Here is a 16,586-nt window from a genome sequence, read left to right as displayed (position 1 = left end):
GACCTCCGACCCGAAACAACTTCCTCAACACCGATGAATCAGACCTTGAACTGGAGCAATGAAATGAACGTCATGAACGAAGACCTGGCTCGCGCGCATATGTCCGCGCGCCTGGGAGAGGCGCAGCAGCTGCGCGAGGCCAAGATGGCCCGCGCCCGTCGCGTCAGCCGCAAGGCTGAGCGCGCAGCGCAGCAGGCTCGCCTCGCCCTCGCTCGCGCTCTCTGATCTGAGAGGCCGGATTTTCGGAGGACCTCCTCCGAACACCTGATCGCGGGTGAACTGAAGAACGAAGCGGAGCACGACGCAACCCGTCGTGCTCCGCTTCGTCGTTTTTCGTGACTAGCCTGGGTGCCGTGCCGGTGACCTGCGACCTCTGCGGCCGCGCCGCGCCCGACGACACGGTGCCGCTGACCTGGAGCACGTCGGTCGAGCGCGGCCGGACCAAGCGCTTCTGCGAGGAGTGCTCGCGCACCCATCTCCGGGCGATGGAGTCCAAGCTGGACTCCGAGTGGTGGTAGCCGCCACCGACGGCCGCTAGGGCAGGTCGAACAGCAGGTCCCAGGCGCAGCCGCAGTGCGGGTGCCGCAGCCAGCGCGCCGCCAGCGGCCCGTCGGTCGGGCCGATGTCGACGGTCGCCGACCACGTGCTCGGTTCGTCGCCCTCGAGGTAGCGGCACAGGTCGCGCACCGCCCAGGAGAGGGCCAGCCGGTCCAGCACGGGGTCGACCGGGTCGATCCGCTCACCCAGCGCCGCAGCCCGGGCGGCCTGCTCGACGAGGAACGGGCGCCGCGGGTCGGACTCCGCCTCGTGGGCGTCCACGCAGCGCAGGCACGCCGTGCGGCCCGGTTCGACGAACGGTCCGACCCGGCGACCACCGGCGTCGCCGCTCACGAGCAGGTGCGGCGCCCCGGCCCGGACCAGCGGGTCGATGCTCTCCCGGGTGACCGGCCCGGCGGTGACGACGAGCCAGACGGCAGGACGGGTGTCGTCGACCACCAGGCCGGCGAGACCCAGCAGCTCCTCGACGAGGCCCTCGGACGGCGGTTCGGCGCGGACGCCGACCGGGTGGGCGGAGCGGTTCGCGACCCGTGGTGGCCCGTCGGCCCCGAACTGGGCCTCCGCGACCAGCGCTGCCGGCGTCGCGTCGGAGCCGAGGGGCACGAGCAGGTCGGCCGCCGCGAGCCGGTGGAGCGAGGCGGCGGCGACGGGGGACAGGTCTGCGGCAGCGGACCCGTCCCGGAGCCCGCTGAGCAGGTCGCGCACCTCCGGCGCGTCCGGCAGGCGTACGGCGAGGGGCGGTCGCAGACCGACCTGGAGCGTGGCCGCGTCCCGTCGTACGACCGGGAGGCCGGGGCGGAGCCGCAGCTCGAGAGCCATGTGCGCAGGTTGGCACGGACCGGCGCGCGGTGTCGGCCGCCATCCACAGGCGTCGCCACGGGGACATGCGCGCGGGCGGCGCCACCGAGGTGGTCGCCGCCCGCTGCGGGTAGTCCTAGGGGATCAGGCCTTGCCGAGGATCCGGTTCAGGTTCGTGGAGCACACGGGGCAAACCGCCTTGGCCATGCGGGTGCCCTTGTCGTTGACCTTGACCTCTCCGCTGGCCTCACGCTTGGCCTTGCACTTCACGCAGTAGAACTCACCGCTCCAGGTCTCCGCCATGACGGCCTCCTTGCTCAATCTTCACTTCGGTCGTCGCGACGGGAGGTCAGGGGGAAGCCCGCCGGGGTCCGTGGCAACCGCCGTGGACCTCTCTGACCCTACGACACGCCGGTCTGCGGGAGCAGTAGCGTGCCCGGTATGTCTGAAATCAGTGGTCTGACGCACCTCCGGCTCGAACGGCCGGTCCCGGGCGTCGCGATGCTCGTCCTGGACGCTCCGGAGCTGCGCAACGCGATGAGCGACGAGATGACCACCTCATGGGTCCGCGCCATCGACGAGCTCGCCGCCGACACCGAGGTGCGGGCCGTCGTGGTCACCGGCGAGGGCAGCGCGTTCTCCTCCGGCGGCAACACCTCGTGGATCGCGAGCGAGCCGGACGCCACCGTCGACCGGCTCCGGTCGCGGATGCTGCCCTTCTACCGAGCGTGGCTGTCGATCCGCCGGCTCGAGGTGCCGACCATCGCCGCGATCAACGGCCCGGCCATCGGCGCCGGCCTGGCGATGGCGTTGGCGTGCGACCTCCGGTTCGCCGCTCGCGGAGCGCGGATGGGCGTGCCGTTCGTGAAGCTCGGGCTGCACCCCGGGATGGCGACGACCTACCTGCTGCCCGACGTGGTCGGACCGTCGGTTGCCCGCGACCTGCTGCTGACCGGCCGGCTCGTCGAGGCCGAGGAGGCACTCGCGCTGGGACTGGTCTCGCGGGTGCTGGAGCCCGAGGACTTCCGCGAGCAGGCAGTCGCCGGAGCCGCGGAGATCGCCGCGACCGCGCCGATCGCGAGCAGGCTCACCAAGATCGCGTTGCAGCGCGGCCACGCCAGCCTCGAGGCGTGCCTCGAGTGGGAGGCGCTGGCCCAGCCGATCACGCTGGCGACCGCCGACCTGCAGGAGGGGATCCGAGCGGCCCAGGAGAAGCGCGCGCCGGACTTCGACGGGCGATGACGTGTTCGCCCGAGTCGCCCGAGCGTGGAAATCAGAAGGAGCCCTCGGGCGCTCGTGCCGTTTGCCTTCCCCTTGCGAACGGCAGTTGCGACCCGGGGGCCCCATCTGCGCGCAACGCTAAGCAGCGGGTGGGAGCGCGGTCAACGTGGCGACGACACCGCCTGTGGATGACGCTGTGGACAAGGGTGTGGACGATGGGGAACGACCGTGGACAGCCGGAGGAAACGGTGGCTAGCGCTGTGGACGAGATGGGGAGATCGCGGCGCGGCCGGTCGCCGTACGGCGGGGTGACCAGCGGCGACGCTCTCCACCGCTCCTCCACCGGCTGTGGACAAAACTTTTCTGGCCCGATCCGGGCTGTCAGGGTGACCGGGTGACCGCAGCAGGCGACCCGTACGACGGCAGCCCGGTCGCCGCGCTGCGGCGGATCGCGTTCCTCCTCGAGCGCGGCCGGGCCGACACCTACAAGGTGCAGGCCTACCGCAAGGCCGCGGCCGCGATCCTGCCGCTCCCCGCGGACGAGGTCGCGGCGCGGGCCGAGGCCGGGACGCTGACCGAGCTGGCCGGCATCGGCGCGAGCACGGCGCGGGTGATCGGCGACGCGGTCGCCGGCAGGGTGCCCGAGCGGCTGGCCGAGGCCGAGGAGCAGTACGGCGCGCTGCCGGCCTCGGGCGGCGAGCAGCTGCGCGAGGCACTCCGCGGCGACCTGCACTCCCACTCCGACTGGTCCGACGGCGGCTCGCCCATCGAGGAGATGGCGATGACCGCGATGGAGCTCGGCCACGACTACCTGGTGCTCACCGACCACTCGCCGCGGCTGACCATCGCCCGCGGCCTGAGCGTGGAGCGGCTCACCCGCCAGCTCGACGTCGTCGACGCCGTCAACGAGCACCTCGGAGCGCTGCCAGGGGAGTTCCGGCTGCTCAAGGGCATCGAGGTGGACATCAACGAGGACGGCACGCTCGACCAGACCGAGGAGATGCTGAGCCGGCTCGAGGTGCGGGTCGCGAGTGTCCACTCCAAGCTGCGCGCCGAGAGCGGGCCGATGACGAAGCGGATGCTGACCGCGATCCGCAACCCGTGGATGAACGTGCTGGGCCACTGCACCGGCCGCCTGGTCACCGGCAACCGGGGCACCCGGCCGCCTTCGCAGTTCGACGCCCGCGCCGTCTTCGAAGCCTGCGCGGAGCACGACGTGGCGGTCGAGATCAACTCCCGCCCCGAGCGCCGGGACCCGCCGATGAAGCTCTTGGAGCTGGCCCGCGACATCGGCTGCCTGTTCTCGATCGACAGCGACGCCCATGCGCCGGGCCAGCTCGACTTCCTGCTCTACGGCTGCGAGCGCGCGGAGGAGGCCGGCATCGAGCCGGACCGGATCATCAACACCTGGCCTGTCGAGGCGCTGTTGGAGTGGGCGGCGAGTAGCGTCGAGTCATGAGCGACCCGACGCCGGAGGTCGAGGTCCGCCGTTCGAGGCGGCGGCGCCGGACGGTGTCGGCGTACGTCGAGGGCGACCGGATCGTCGTGCTGGTGCCGGACAACCTGTCCAAGGCCGAGGAGCGCGACTGGGTGCGCACGATGGTGGCCCGCCTCCAGCGGCGCGAGCAGCGCAGCCCGCGCACGGACGACGACCTGCTACGGCGTGCCCGCGAGCTCAACGACCGCTACCTCGGCGGCCTCGCCGAGCCGGTCTCGGTGAAGTGGGTGGCCAACCAGCGCGCGCGGTGGGGGTCGTGCACCCCGGGCGACCGCACGGTGCGGCTCAGCGAGCGGTTGCAGCGGATGCCCGACTGGGTCGTCGACTACGTGCTCGTCCACGAGCTCGCGCACCTGATCGAGCCCGGCCACAGCGAGGCGTTCTGGGGGTGGGTCGGTCACTACCCGCACACCGAGAAGGCCAAGGGCTACCTGCTCGGCTGGTCGGAGGCGGCGAAGATGGACCCGCCGCAGGCCGCCGGCTCGGTCGTCGAGTAGGCGCCGGCGTTCGGCTCGCTGCGTCTCGATACGTCGCTCGCTGCACTCGCCGTCGGTCGTCGAGTAGCCCGAGGGCGTATCGAGACGCCCCTCAGCCGACCCACGACCGTGCGCTCGTTCCTCCTCCACGACCGGCGCTCGTTCGGCTCGCTGCGTCTCGATACGTCGCTCGCTGCACTCGCTCCTACTCGACGACCGATTCGGCTCGCTGCGCTCGCTCCTACTCGACGACCGATTCGGTCGTCGAGTAGTCCGAGCCGCCAGGCGAGGACGTATCGAGACGCCCGTCAGCCGACCAGCGACCGCGCGATCCCGACCAGCTCGATCATGCTCGGCTCGAGCTCCGGCAGCCCGTCGACCGGCCACCAGCGGACGTCGAGCGACTCCTCGCTGATGATCTCCTGCGCGGCCGGGGGCGCCACCGCGACGTAGCGGACGTCGAGATGGCGGACCTCACCGCGCGGGTCGCAGAAGGGCACCGGGTGCACGTCGAGCTGGGCCGGTGCCGGCTCCAGCCGCAGGTCGCCGATCCCCGACTCCTCCCGTGCCTCCCGGGCGGCCACGTCGGCGAGGGTCGCATCCCCCGGCTCGGCGTGGCCGCCGAACGCGAACCAGCGCTTGGCCTTGCCGTGCAGGTTGAGCAGCACCCGGCCGCCGTCGGCGGAGATCACCAGCGCCCCCGCCGTGATGTGCTCGGGGTATGACGAACGCCACATGCCGTCCGGGGTGCGCTCCAGGTGCGCGACGAACCGCGCGCGCAGCGCCTCCTGGGCGGCATCGGGCGCGGTCCAGCCGCGCAACGACGCCAGCGCGTCGTCGTGGAGCGTCACTCCTCGCTCTCGCCGCCCTCGCCGCCCTCGCCGCCCTCGCCGTCGAGCAGCTTGCGCAGCTCCTCGTCGAACGCGTCCTCGGTGAGCTCCTCCGGCTGGGTCGCCTCGGCCCGGAACGTCAGCGGGTCGTCGAGGTCCGCGGCCGTCGGCAGCAGGTCGGGGTGCATCCACACGCCGTCCCGGGCCTCGGCCCCCGAGCGGGCTCGCAGCCCGCCCCACAGGGTGGAGGCGTCGCGCAGCCGGCGCGGCCGCAGCTCGAGGCCGACGAGTGCGGCGAAGGTCTGCTCGGCCGGGCCACCCGCGGCGCGGCGTCGCCGTACGGCCTCGCGCAGCTTGGCGGCCGCGGGCATCCGCTCCGCGGTGGCCTGCCCGACCACCTCGTCGACCCAGCCCTCGACCAGCGCCAGGGCGATCTCGAGCCGCGCGAGCGCGGCCTCCTGACGCGGGGAGACCGGGGGCTCGAACAGGCCGCCCTCCATCAGTCCCTGCATCGAGGAGGGGTCCATCGGGTTGATGTTGCGCATCTGCTCCTCGATGCGCTCCTGCATCTGCTGCACGTTGAGCTCGAGGCCCTGCGCGTAGTCGGTGACCGCCCCCACCAGGTGCTCCCGCAGCCACGGCACGTGCGCGAACAGTCGCTGGTGCGCGGCCTCGCGCAGCGCGAGGTAGAGCAGCACGTCGTCCTCGGTCACGTCGAGGCCCTCGGCGAACTCCTTGACGTTGCTCATCACCAGCGCCGCCTTGCCCGGCGCCCCCAGCGGCACGCCGATGTCGGAGGCGGTGAGCACCTCACCCGCGAGGCCGCCGAGCCCCTGGCCGACCTGGGAGGCGAGCATGCCGCCCACGGCCTGACCGATGATGCCGAGCAGCGGACCGGCGGTGGCCTGCATGCCCTCGGGCAGCGCCGAGCCGAGGCCGCTCACCGACTTGGCGGCGACCGGCTCGACGAGCACCTTCCAGACCGGCAGGGTCTCGACGATCCACTCCGCGCGGCTCCAGGCCGCGGTCGAAGTGACGCCCGACGAGAAGCCGGTGGCCGTGTCGAGCCAGTGGTCGGCGAGCTGCACGGCGTCCGCGACCCGGTCGCGGTCGCGCTGGCTGGGAGAGGGGTCGGCCTGCTGCGCGACGGTCGAGCGGGCCAGGTCGGTGGCGGCCTTCCAGTTCAGCGGCCCGTCGTGGGGCTCCATCATTGCCTTGACCTGGTTCATGATCTGGTTGAAGTCCATGCCGCCAAGGCCACCAAGGCCACCGGGGCCGCCCGCGCCACCGGCGCCGCCGAGGCCGCCGAGCGCGCCCAGCCCGCCCATGCCGGCCAGCGGACCGCCGGCGGCGAAGAGCTGCTCGAAGGGCGTGCCCTTGAACGGGTTGGGCTCCTCCGGCTCGGAGCCGGGATCGGGGTCGTTCGCCATGCTTCCAAAGTACTCTGCGACCTGTGAGCCCTGTGAACGACGACGTGGTGCGGCTGGTCGGCATCCAGGACACCCCGCTCTCGGTCGACGAGGTGCTGAAGAGCCTCGACGACGCGGGATCGGGCGGATTGGTGCTGTTCGTCGGGCGGGTCCGCGACCACGACAGCGGCAAAGGCGTGACCGGGCTGGCCTACTCGGCCCACCCGACCGCGCTCGACCGGCTGCGGGACGTGTGCGCCCGCGTCGCCGAGGAGTACGACGTCACCGGGCTCGCCGCGGTCCACCGGGTCGGCGACCTGGCGATCGGCGACCTGGCGGTCGTGGTGGCGACCACCGCCGCGCACCGGGGCAGCTCGTTCGACGCCAGCCGGGCGCTCATCGACACCCTCAAGGCCGAGGTGCCGATCTGGAAGCACCAGCTGTTCACCGACGGCACCGAGGAGTGGGTCGGCGCTCCCTGAGCTCGCCGGAGCCCCCTGGTGCCCGGCGCGCCGTGACCGGCAGCAGCCCGCGCGGACGTACCCTCGCGAAGTGGAGATCCTGCTCTGGCTCGTGCCCGCGGCCGTCGTCACGGTCGTGACGATGCTGTGGGTCGCCTGGTGGGGCCGCGAGGGTCGCGGCGAGGTCGACCGTGAGACCGCCGCCCGCCGGCTGGGCGAGGCCCTGGAGCGCGAGCACAGGAAGCGCCCGGGCTACGCCGTCGAGCGTCGTACGCCGGACCGGAGCACGGGCGTCGCGCTGCGCCCGTCGCGCCTGCGGCCCACCGTGCTGCCGCCGCTGAGCGCTCCGGAGCAACCGGTCGAGGCGCCCGCGGAGGCGCCGGTGGCCGACGACGGCCGTCGCGCATCCTGATATCCGGTCCTCGGCGCCTTGGCGCCGGGTGAGAAGGTAACGCCATGACCCAGCGCTGGATCGCGTTCTCCGTGGCCGCGCCGCTGACGTTCCTGCTCCTCGTGCTGGCGGCGTTCGCGCCGCTGCCGTACTCGATCTACACGCCCGGCCCGACCTTCGACATCCTGGCGAAGGACGCGAACGAGGCGGAGATCATCCAGGTCGCGGGTCACAAGACGTATCGCGACGACGGACAGATCCGGTTCACGACCGTCCAGTCCTCACCGCGCGGCCAGAAGAAGTCGTTGTTCGAGGCGCTCGGTGCCTGGCTGGACCCCGACGAGGCGGTCGTCCCCTACGACATCGCGCACCCGCCGAACCAGACCGCCGAGGACGAGGAGCGCGACGGCGCCGTCTCGATGATCGGGTCGCAGGACGCTGCCATCGCGGTCGCCCTGCGTGAGCTGGGGTACGAGGTCGACACGGGCATCCAGGTCGCGTTCGTCGACGAGGAGGGCGCCGCGTTCGGCGATCTGCGGGTGCGGGACAAGCTGCTCGAGGTCGACGGCGAGCCGGTCCGCGGCTCGCAGGACGTGGTCGACGCAGTCGAGCAGCACGGCCCCGGCGACCCGGTGTCGCTGTTGATCGAGCGCAACCGCAAGAAGATGACGGTCGAGATCGAGCCGGTCGAGACCACGGTCGAAGGGGTGAAGGCCCCCCGGATCGGCATCAGCCTCGGCATCGGCTACGACTTCCCGTTCGACGTGACGCTCCAGGTCGACCCGCAGATCGGCGGGCCCAGCGCCGGGCTGATGTTCTCGCTCGCCATCTACGACACCCTCACGCCCGGGCCGCTCACCGACGGCGAGACCGTCGCCGGCACCGGCGAGCTGTTCGACGACGGCACGGTCGGTCCGATCGGCGGGATCGAGCAGAAGATCGCCGGAGCCGAGGACGCGGGCGCGGAGCTGTTCTTCGTGCCGGAGGCCAATTGCGACGACGTCGAGGGGCTCGACACCGACCTGACCCTCGTCAAGGCGACCACCATGCACGAGTCGCTCGAGGCCCTCGAGGCCTGGGCCGACGACCGCGACGCCGACCTGCCGAGCTGCTGAGCGGGGAGCTGACCATGGACTTCGAGCTCGAGATCGACCCGGCGCTGGCGGCCGCGGTGCTGGAGATCGAGAAGCACCACAGCAGCACCGGCTGGGACCAGCCGGCGCGGCTCTACGCTCTCGTCGACACCGCCGACCTGATCGCGCACGAGCCCGCGCTGGCCGCGGCGCTCGGCCTCGACGACGCGCGGGAGCGCGGCTCGATCACGCCGATCGAGCAGGAGGAGGTCGCGGCCGGCCAGGAGCTCGAGGAGTTCCTGCCGACGATCAGCTGGCCCGACTCGGTCACCGGCTGCGCGGCCGTCGTGGAGCGGCTGGTGCTGCCGCCAGCGGCCGACGGTCAGGTCCCGGAGGACCCGGCCGCCGCGGCCGAGTTCGCCCGCGAGCACCCGGACCGCCAGGAGGTCCGGATCGTCGCGGGCGTGACCCGCCACGGTGCGTCGTACTGCGCCGTCCGGCTGCGAGCCCACGACGACGACGCATCGGTGATGGGCGGGCCGGACCTGGTGCCGAGCCTGCTCTCGCTGCTGCACGCCACACTCGAGGACGAGTCCGAGGAACCAGACGAGCCCGTGCAACCGTTGGACGAGGTACAGCCGGGCGGACCCGCCGACGCACAACCAGAGGATGAATCGTGAGCGACCTGTTCGACGACGAGCCCGGAGACGTCGACACCCGGAGGCCGGGGAGCCGCGCCCGCGCGCTGGTCATCACCGGTGTGGTGCTGGTGGTGGGCTTCTTCCTGCTGACGACGTTCGCGTCGATCTACACCGACCGGCTCTGGTACGACGAGGTCGGCTACGGCCAGGTCTTCAGCACGATGCTGTGGACGCGGATCGGCCTGTTCCTCGTCTTCGGCGTCTTCATGGGCGCGGCGGTCGCGGTCAACATGTACTTCGCCTACCGGTTCCGCCCGCTGTTCCGGATGCCCGGCGGTGACGGCAGCGTCGACCGCTACCGCGACGCCGTCACGCCGATCCGCACCTGGCTGCTGGCCGGCGTCTCGATCGTCATCGGCATCTTCGCCGGCACCTCCGCGATCGGGCACTGGCGCAGCTACCTGCTCTGGCGGCACGCCGAGCCGTTCGGCGAGAAGGACCCGTACTTCGACAAGGACATCAGCTTCTACGTCTTCAGCCTGCCGTGGTGGCACTACGTCGTCGACTTCGTGATGGCCGCCGCGATCGTCGCGATCATCGCGACCGCGGTGGTGCACTACCTGTACGGCGGGATCCGGCTGCAGGTGCAGCACGACCGGCTGTCCGGTGCGGCGCAGGTCCAGCTGTCCGTGCTGCTCGGCATCTTCGTGCTGGCCAAGGGGGTCGACTACTACCTCGACCGGTTCGACCTGGTCACCGACGACCACAACCTCTTCACCGGCATGAACTACACCGGGGAGAACGCGGTGCTCCCCGCGCGCAACATCCTGATGGGTGTCGCCCTGATCTGCGCGGTGCTGTTCTTCCTCAACATCTGGCGGCGCACCTGGCAGCTGCCGTCGGTGGGCCTCGCGCTGCTCGTCCTGTCCTCGATCCTGCTCGGCATGATCTGGCCGGCGATCGTCCAGAACTTCCAGGTCAAGCCGACCGAGGCGGACAAGGAAGAGAGCTACATCCAGCACAACATCGACGCCACGAGAACGGCCTACGACATCTCCGACGTCGAACCGACGAACGTCACCGCCGTGCCCGAGGGGGACGCCGACCCGAACGACCTCACCCAGGAGGTCGCCGCGGTGCCGGTGGTCGACCCGAAGCAGGTCTTCGAGACCTTCGAGCAGCGCCAGCAGCCGCGGCTCTACTACAGCGTCTCGCCGGTGCTCGACGTCGACCGCTACACGATCGAGGACCCGGTCACCAAGCAGAAGGTCGAGACGCCGTTGGTGCTGGGCGTCCGCGAGCTCGACCAGCAGGGCATCAACGACTCCGACCGCAACTGGTCGAACCTGCACACCGTCTACACCCACGGCGAGGGCGTCATCGCCGCCTACGCCAACCGGGTCTCCACCGACGAGGCCAACGGCCGGATGGTGTGGGCCGAGGGCATCCAGAACGCCTCCAACGTGCTGTCCGAGGACTTCGACTTCGAGGACCGCATCTACTTCGGCGAGCAGAGCCCCGACTACTCCGTGGTCGGCAAGGCCTCGGAGGACGCCGAGGACGTCGAGCTCGGCCTCGACGAGGTCGACGCCGAGCCGGTCCCGACCGAGGAGATCGACCCGACCGAGGAGGAGCCGACCGACGGCGCCACGGACGGCGCGACGGACGGCGCGACGGACGGCGCGACCGACGGCGCGACCGACGGCGCGACCGACGGCGCGACCGACGGGGCGAGCGACCAGACCACCGAGGAGGCCACGGACGGCGCGACCGACGAGGCCACCGACGAGACCACGGACGGCGCGACCGACGAGGAGACGGACTCGGCGGACGACGAGAGCGACCCAGCGGCCGAGGTCGGCGACACCGCGACGACGTACGACGGCGAGGGTGGTGTCGAGGTCGGCAGCACCTTCCGCCAGCTGATGTACGCCATCAAGTTCGGCGAGCCGAACTTCATCCTGTCCGGTCGTGTCAACGGCAACTCCAAGGTGCTCTACAACCGCGACCCGCAGACCCGGGTCGAGAAGGTCGCGCCGTGGCTCACGGTCGACAGCGACCCCTACCCGGCCATCGTCGACGGCCGGATCCAGTGGATCCTCGACGGCTACACGACGACCGACCGCTACCCGAACGCAGAGCGGGAGTCGTTCGAGTCGATGATCGACGACTCGCTGCAGACCGACACCGGGCTGCAGACGGTGCCGACCGACGAGATCAACTACATGCGGTCCGCGGTGAAGGCGACCGTCGACGCCTACGACGGCACCGTCAACCTGTACGCCTGGGACGAGGAGGACCCGATCCTCCGCACGTGGATGAGCGCCTTCCCCGACACGGTCCAGCCGAAGTCGGAGATCCCGGAGACGCTGATGGAGCACCTGCGCTACCCCGAGGACCTGTTCAAGGTGCAGCGCTATCAGCTAGCCCGTTACCACGTCACCGACGCGGGCGACTTCTACCAGGGCAACGACCGCTGGGAGGTCCCGACCGACCCGCAGTCGGGCAACAGCAAGCAGCCGCCCTACCGGTTCTTCGCCCAGAACGGAACCTCGACGGACTGGTCGCTGACCTCGGTCTTCGTGCCGCGCGGCCGCGGCAACCTGGCGGCGTTCGTCTCGGTGAACTCCGACGCCACGTCCGAGGACTTCGGCAAGATCGAGCTGCGCGAGACCAACGACGAGGGCGCGCTCGGCCCCGGTCAGGCAGCCAACGAGATGCAGCAGGACGAGGAGGTCCGCGACACGCTGCAGCCGTTCGTCGTCGCCAACACACCACCGGTGTTCGGCAACCTGCTGACGGTGCCCGTCAACGACGGGTTGATCTACGTGCAACCGGTCTACGCCGTGCGCACCAACGCCGACTCCAGCTACCCGATCCTGCAGTACGTCATCGTGCGCTACGGCGCTGCCGTCGGCATCGGCCGCACGATCCCGCTGGCCCTGGCCAACGCGCTGGGGATCGAGCTCGACAACAACGACCAGGGTGGCGGCAACAACGGCAACAACGAGGGACCCGGCGGCGGACCTGACGGCAACGGCGACGACCCGGGCCAGGAGGAGAAGCCGCTCGACGAGCAGATCGCCGACGCCCTGAGGGCGGCCCAGGACGCCTTCGACCGTGCCGACGCCGCCTACGCGAGAGGCGACTTCGCGGCCTGGGGACGGCTCCAGGAGGTGGCCCGCGAGGCCCTCGCCGACGCGCTCGACCTGGCCGAGCAGCGACCAGCCGGCGAAGCGCCCGACGAGTCGGCCACCGAGGAGACGCCCGAGGAGTGACGAGAGCGAGCCCTACCGATTTGGAACGGCTCCACCCCATGCCGTAACGTTGGTTTCACCGACGCGGGGTGGAGCAGCTCGGTAGCTCGCTGGGCTCATAACCCAGAGGTCGCAGGTTCAAATCCTGCCCCCGCTACAAGAGAGTGGCCCCTGACCTGCGGAAACGCAGATCGGGGGCCACTTGGTTTCTTGAGTCACATAGCCTTGTGTCGCGTTTATGTCCCGAAAACCTTCGCCTTGGCGGCCCATTGTGACCCGGGGTGAGGGGTCAGGGCTGCGCTCGAGGCGGCCGCCTGAGGACGTCAGGCGTCCGAGTTGGTCGACGTGGCTTTGCCGGCGAAGGACTGAAGGATGTGCGTCACGTCGGGTGTCGTCCTGTCCTTCTCGATGTAGAACTCTTTGGTGATCGCGTCTGAGGAGTGGCCGAGAACGCGGGCTGCGGTGTCCGAGTCAACTAGGCGGTCGATCAAGGTCGCGACGGTCTTGCGGAAGGTGTGTGGTGTCACCCAGTCGAAGCCTGTGTCTGCTCGGATCGTGCGCCACCGGCGCTCGATGTTGCCGACTTGGTGCCATGTGCCGTTGCGGGTGGCGAAGACCGCGTTGTAGTGGTTCGGTCGTTGCTCGATACGTCGCCTCATCAGAACATCGACTGCGAACGGCGGCAGGGCGATGGTGCGCTTTGAAGCGTCGGACTTCGGCTTGGGCTTGCGGTAGGTGCCCTTTCCCGTCTCCGTCTTGATCGTCCCGCTGATTGACACGGTCGGTGGTGTCGCACTCAAGTCGATGTCCGTCCATCGGATGGCGAGTACTTCTCCGATCCGGCAGCCCGTGGCGAGTAGCAGGTCAATGATGTCGGGCATGTCCTGGTTCGGCTTTGGGCCTGGCCGCTTCTTGGTCATCCAGGAGTCCACGGCAGATCGGACGGCGTTGAGGTCCTCCACCGAGAGCGCTTGGACGTCCTTCTTCTGGCCTCGAAGCCGTGATGTGGAGGAGACCGGGTTGGCTGGGAGTGCGTCGTCGATGACCGCGGCGTCGAACATCATCTTGAGCACCGTCTTGGTCTTCTTGCGGCGGCTGTGGGAGTCCTGCGACCTGATTAGCCGTTCCAGGCGCCCAGCTGTTGCCTCCCGCAGGCGGATGTTGCCGATGGCTGGATTGATGACGTTCTCGATGATGCGTTGGTATTCGTTTGCGGTAGTTGCTTCGGAGCGCTGCTCGGCGCGATACAGCGAGAGCCAGATGTCAGCCACCTGGCTGATTCGCATGTCGGGGCCGATGAGGTCGCCGGACGGGGCGCTTCGGTCGGCGATCTTGGTCTTGAGTTCTCGTACTGCGGCGGCGGCGCTTCGACCGGTCCCCTTGATCTCGCGCGTGACGCCGTCGAAGTCTCGGAAGCGGGTTCGCGCGCGGTACACGCCAGGGCGTACCTCTCTCGTTGTGATGCTCCCGAATGTTCCGATGGGGAGCGGGGGGCGAGCCATGTGCGTTCCTTCTTGACCTCTGAGCTGCTAGGGATGCCGCGGACGGGAGCGTCGTGACATGGAACCTAGTGTGCGGGACCTTGCTTGCTGGTCGCCCCCCGAGCGTCGACCGTCATCGTCGATGTCCGTTTCGGCCTGGAGGTCCAGCGTCTCAGCGTGGGCCTCGATCCATGCATCGAGATCGGAACGGCGGTACCGCAGTGCGCCGCCCGCCTTCACCGCGCGTGGTCCGAACCCCGGGCGTCGCGTGCGCCACGTATAGAGCGTCGACTTTGCGATCCCGATGTAGGCAGCCGCCTGGGCAATGTTCATTGTGGCAGGGGTGAGTACGAACCGGCCGCGTTCTGTCAGGCGTCGCTCGTCGGGGTCTGCGCCTGCGTCCTCGGGGATGCGTTCGCTCTCCTGGGCAGCGAGTGTCCGGTGACCGCCAACGGTGAGGGTCTCCTTCACGGTTTCCATCTCGTGTCCTCCGACCTGCTGTGGTGGGTCTCGGGTGGTTCCAAGCCCACGCTGGTGTCTGATGGTCACCTAAGTGGTCCACCGGGTGCCGAGCGATCAATGCTGGGCGGCTTTCTGGGTGGCACGCCGTGCTGCGGCGAAAAGGCCGAGGTGACGTCGGCGTCAGACTGCGCGTGGGCGGTCGTTGATCGCCCGTCGGGCCGATGGCTAGGGCAGTTGGAGTGCGCGAGCATCGCAGCGGCTGCCGCGGTGGATGCGGCGGCCGCGGTTGCGGTACTTGCCGAGCGCAGGGTCTCCCGTACCGGTTGCGGCACTCTGACGGCACGTCGGGCGAGGATGTCGGCCGGGGAGACCCAGACGACGTCGCCCTCGGCGGGCGGGGTGGCCAGCCCGGACTCGACGTCGTTGTGCGCTCGTCGGGACAGGGCACGCGCTGGGCCGGTCAGGTTGGGGATGTTGGCCTTCTCGGCGACGACGTGCGCGAGCTCGGAGCCGGCCTCGATCGCTCGGAGGGTCGCCACAGTGGCCTGGGGGAGCCCGGGCCGGGTGGCGATGACCTCTGGTGTCGCCAGCGTGGTGGTGTCGTGGGTGATCTGGCGGTAGGCGGCTCGGACTTCCGCGGCTGCGCGGGCCAGGGGCTCCGCGAGGCGGGCGCCTGGGGGAGCGAGGTCGCCCCAGCGGCTGGCCAGGTTGCTCCAGGATCGCCCTGCGTCGGCGATCGCGGGGACCAGCCGCTCCGAGGGCTCGAGGACGCCGGCGGTGGCGGCCGCGTCGACAAGGACCATGCTGGCGCCGGCGATGAGTCCTTGGGTGCGGGCGATGAGCAGGATGTTGGCCGGCGCGAGGTCGCGGGCCAGGGCACGGTGGGACTGGATGTCCCAGTTGCCGAGCGCCTGGGCCAGTCGACCCGGGTCGTCGACGGGCCGGATGGCCTCGCCGGTGAGGGCGTGCGGGAACCGGTCGGTCAGGTAGCTGCGGGCGGTGTTCTCGCACGCGGCCAGCCGGTCGACCCAGACCCCGATGGGTGCCACCGCGTAGGGGGAATGGTGCTGGGCCAGTTGGACGCGGCGGCCTGACTCGCGGGCGTCGGTGACGCGGTCGCGGCCGTTGTCGTGCAGGGCGACGTTGACGGCGTGGGCGGTCAAGTAGAGGCCATGCATGATCCTGGTGCGGGTCGCCTCGAGGTCGCGGTGAGCCTCGGTCTGCTCGTGGGGGATCTCGGCGCCGTACCGGCGGACCAGGGCGGCGGCGTTGAGGAGGGTCTGGGCCATCTGGTCGACGCGCGGGTTGGTCGGGCCCTGACCTGGCCAGGCCTTCCGGCCGGACAGGCTGGACTCGATGGTCGCGGCCTGGGCGGAGAGGCTGGTGATGGGGCGGTCGCGCTCGTCGACGCCTGGTCGCCGGCCGGGCAGGGAGGCCCACAGGTCCTCCGCGGCCGCGACCATGGTCGGCCAGCTGCGTAGCAGGGTGCCGGCGTCGTCGCCTCCGACGTCCATGAGCAGCTGGCGGGCCAGGTAGTCGACGTCGAAGAGCATCTCGCCGACGCTGCGCACGTCGCGCGAGGTCATCGGGATCTGGTCGACGTCGAACAGCTCCTCGTCGATGTCCGCGTACGCGGGGCGCAGGTCAGTAGCCAAGGCCGCGGGCTTCCCGGATGAGGTCGCACAGGTCGACGACCAGCTGCGAGCCGTGGACCAGGTCCGGCTGGTGCAGCGGCAGGGGGCGGGTCAACTCCTCTGCCTCGGTGAGCAGCTGCAGCGGGGTGCGCTCCTCGAGGTCGGCGAGCAGGTCGACGTCCTCGGGAAGCTCGTAGTCGTCCGGCAGCAGGGCGCTGGCCCGGGAGTGGGCGAGGTAGACACCCAGCCCGAGGTCGTGGAGCGGCGAGTCGGCGGCGGCCGCGTCGGCGTCGGTCCACACCTGGGTAGCGGCCTGGTGCAGCAGCTGGGCGATCGAGCCGAGGCGGTCCCAGGTGCCGTCAGCGTTGAGGGTGTCCACGGGCGTTCCTTTCGGGT

18 protein-coding genes and 1 tRNA gene are annotated in these 16,586 nt (G+C 70.6%); 11 read left to right on the top strand and 8 right to left on the bottom strand.

From position 1 onward, the window contains the following. Positions 1-33 precede the first annotated feature (33 nt). Together DJ010_RS01835 and DJ010_RS22240 are read left to right on the top strand one after the other, a co-directional pair. Positions 34-225, top strand: coding sequence for a putative WhiB-interacting protein (locus tag DJ010_RS01835; RefSeq protein ID WP_109691911.1), 192 nt, complete (start codon positions 34-36; stop codon positions 223-225). Positions 226-353: 128 nt separating this feature from the next. Further along, a complete protein-coding gene (locus tag DJ010_RS22240; protein WP_170124599.1) occupies positions 354-518 on the top strand; it encodes a hypothetical protein in 165 nt (54 codons plus the stop codon). 16 nt (positions 519-534) lie between these two features. Here DJ010_RS22240 and DJ010_RS01830 read toward each other — a convergent pair whose 3' ends face one another. Both DJ010_RS01830 and DJ010_RS22235 read right to left on the bottom strand, forming a co-directional pair. Next, a complete protein-coding gene (locus DJ010_RS01830) occupies positions 535-1,377 on the bottom strand; it encodes a serine/threonine-protein kinase (RefSeq protein WP_109691910.1) in 843 nt (280 codons plus the stop codon). A gap of 123 nt (positions 1,378-1,500) precedes the next feature. Then, positions 1,501-1,659, bottom strand: a complete 159-nt coding sequence (locus DJ010_RS22235) for a DUF5679 domain-containing protein (RefSeq protein ID WP_170124598.1) — start codon at positions 1,657-1,659, stop codon at positions 1,501-1,503. 138 nt (positions 1,660-1,797) lie between these two features. Here DJ010_RS22235 and DJ010_RS01825 point away from each other — a divergent pair, with 138 nt between their 5' ends. The 3 genes from DJ010_RS01825 to DJ010_RS01815 all read left to right on the top strand — a co-directional run bounded on the left by DJ010_RS01825 (position 1,798) and on the right by DJ010_RS01815 (position 4,572). Beyond that, positions 1,798-2,598, top strand: a complete 801-nt coding sequence (locus tag DJ010_RS01825; RefSeq protein WP_109691909.1) for an enoyl-CoA hydratase/isomerase family protein — start codon at positions 1,798-1,800, stop codon at positions 2,596-2,598. Between the two features lie 373 nt (positions 2,599-2,971). Next, positions 2,972-4,036: a PHP domain-containing protein gene (locus DJ010_RS01820; protein WP_109691908.1), complete on the top strand. Its 1,065-nt coding sequence runs from the start codon at positions 2,972-2,974 to the stop codon at positions 4,034-4,036. After that, on the top strand, positions 4,033-4,572 hold the full coding sequence (locus DJ010_RS01815) for a M48 metallopeptidase family protein (RefSeq protein ID WP_109691907.1): 540 nt from the start codon (positions 4,033-4,035) through the stop codon (positions 4,570-4,572). The genes DJ010_RS01820 and DJ010_RS01815 overlap by 4 nt, the downstream gene beginning before the upstream one ends. Positions 4,573-4,859: 287 nt before the next feature. On the opposite strand, the gene DJ010_RS01810 is transcribed toward DJ010_RS01815, so the two are convergent. Next, complete coding sequence (locus DJ010_RS01810) at positions 4,860-5,402, bottom strand: NUDIX hydrolase (protein WP_109691906.1); 543 nt, start codon at positions 5,400-5,402, stop codon at positions 4,860-4,862. Then, entirely contained in the window at positions 5,399-6,811 is a 1,413-nt protein-coding gene (locus tag DJ010_RS01805; protein WP_109691905.1) for a zinc-dependent metalloprotease, read from the bottom strand. Before DJ010_RS01805 ends, DJ010_RS01810 begins: the two co-directional genes overlap by 4 nt. A 23-nt stretch (positions 6,812-6,834) precedes the next feature. On the opposite strand from DJ010_RS01805, the gene DJ010_RS01800 reads away from it, so the two are divergent. The 6 genes from DJ010_RS01800 (at position 6,835) to DJ010_RS01775 (ending at position 12,770) form a co-directional block, all read left to right on the top strand. Continuing rightward, positions 6,835-7,272 carry a molybdenum cofactor biosynthesis protein MoaE gene (locus tag DJ010_RS01800; protein WP_211318612.1) on the top strand — a complete coding sequence of 146 codons (438 nt, stop codon included), beginning with the start codon at positions 6,835-6,837 and terminating at the stop codon, positions 7,270-7,272. 70 nt (positions 7,273-7,342) lie between these two features. Then, the gene (locus DJ010_RS01795) at positions 7,343-7,663 is read left to right on the top strand and encodes a hypothetical protein (RefSeq protein ID WP_109691903.1); all 321 of its coding nucleotides are present in this window, start codon (positions 7,343-7,345) and stop codon (positions 7,661-7,663) included. Between the two features lie 44 nt (positions 7,664-7,707). Next, a complete protein-coding gene (locus tag DJ010_RS01790; RefSeq protein ID WP_109691902.1) occupies positions 7,708-8,757 on the top strand; it encodes a YlbL family protein in 1,050 nt (349 codons plus the stop codon). 14 nt (positions 8,758-8,771) lie between these two features. After that, positions 8,772-9,395, top strand: a complete 624-nt coding sequence (locus DJ010_RS01785; RefSeq protein ID WP_245927134.1) for a PPA1309 family protein — start codon at positions 8,772-8,774, stop codon at positions 9,393-9,395. After that, positions 9,392-12,634, top strand: coding sequence for a UPF0182 family membrane protein (locus tag DJ010_RS01780; RefSeq protein ID WP_109691901.1), 3,243 nt, complete (start codon positions 9,392-9,394; stop codon positions 12,632-12,634). The genes DJ010_RS01785 and DJ010_RS01780 overlap by 4 nt, the downstream gene beginning before the upstream one ends. Before the next feature lie 62 nt (positions 12,635-12,696). Further along, positions 12,697-12,770: transfer RNA gene (locus DJ010_RS01775), tRNA-Met, on the top strand. A 166-nt stretch (positions 12,771-12,936) separates the two neighbouring features. Here the strand turns inward: DJ010_RS01775 and DJ010_RS01770 are convergent. The 4 genes from DJ010_RS01770 to DJ010_RS01755 form a co-directional block, all read right to left on the bottom strand. Next, positions 12,937-14,049, bottom strand: a complete 1,113-nt coding sequence (locus tag DJ010_RS01770; RefSeq protein ID WP_158282898.1) for a tyrosine-type recombinase/integrase — start codon at positions 14,047-14,049, stop codon at positions 12,937-12,939. Between the two features lie 93 nt (positions 14,050-14,142). Then, a complete protein-coding gene (locus DJ010_RS01765; RefSeq protein WP_211318611.1) occupies positions 14,143-14,574 on the bottom strand; it encodes a helix-turn-helix transcriptional regulator in 432 nt (143 codons plus the stop codon). A gap of 65 nt (positions 14,575-14,639) precedes the next feature. Continuing rightward, on the bottom strand, positions 14,640-16,211 hold the full coding sequence (locus DJ010_RS01760; RefSeq protein ID WP_109691899.1) for a hypothetical protein: 1,572 nt from the start codon (positions 16,209-16,211) through the stop codon (positions 14,640-14,642). Then, positions 16,201-16,569, bottom strand: coding sequence for a hypothetical protein (locus DJ010_RS01755; RefSeq protein WP_109691898.1), 369 nt, complete (start codon positions 16,567-16,569; stop codon positions 16,201-16,203). The genes DJ010_RS01760 and DJ010_RS01755 overlap by 11 nt, the downstream gene beginning before the upstream one ends. Between the last annotated feature and the right edge of the window lie 17 nt (positions 16,570-16,586).

Origin of the sequence: Nocardioides silvaticus, from assembly GCF_003160695.1 — a bacterium.
Classification (GTDB): Bacteria; Actinomycetota; Actinomycetes; order Propionibacteriales; family Nocardioidaceae; genus Nocardioides; species Nocardioides silvaticus.
This window is presented reverse-complemented; position numbering and strand designations above follow the sequence as displayed.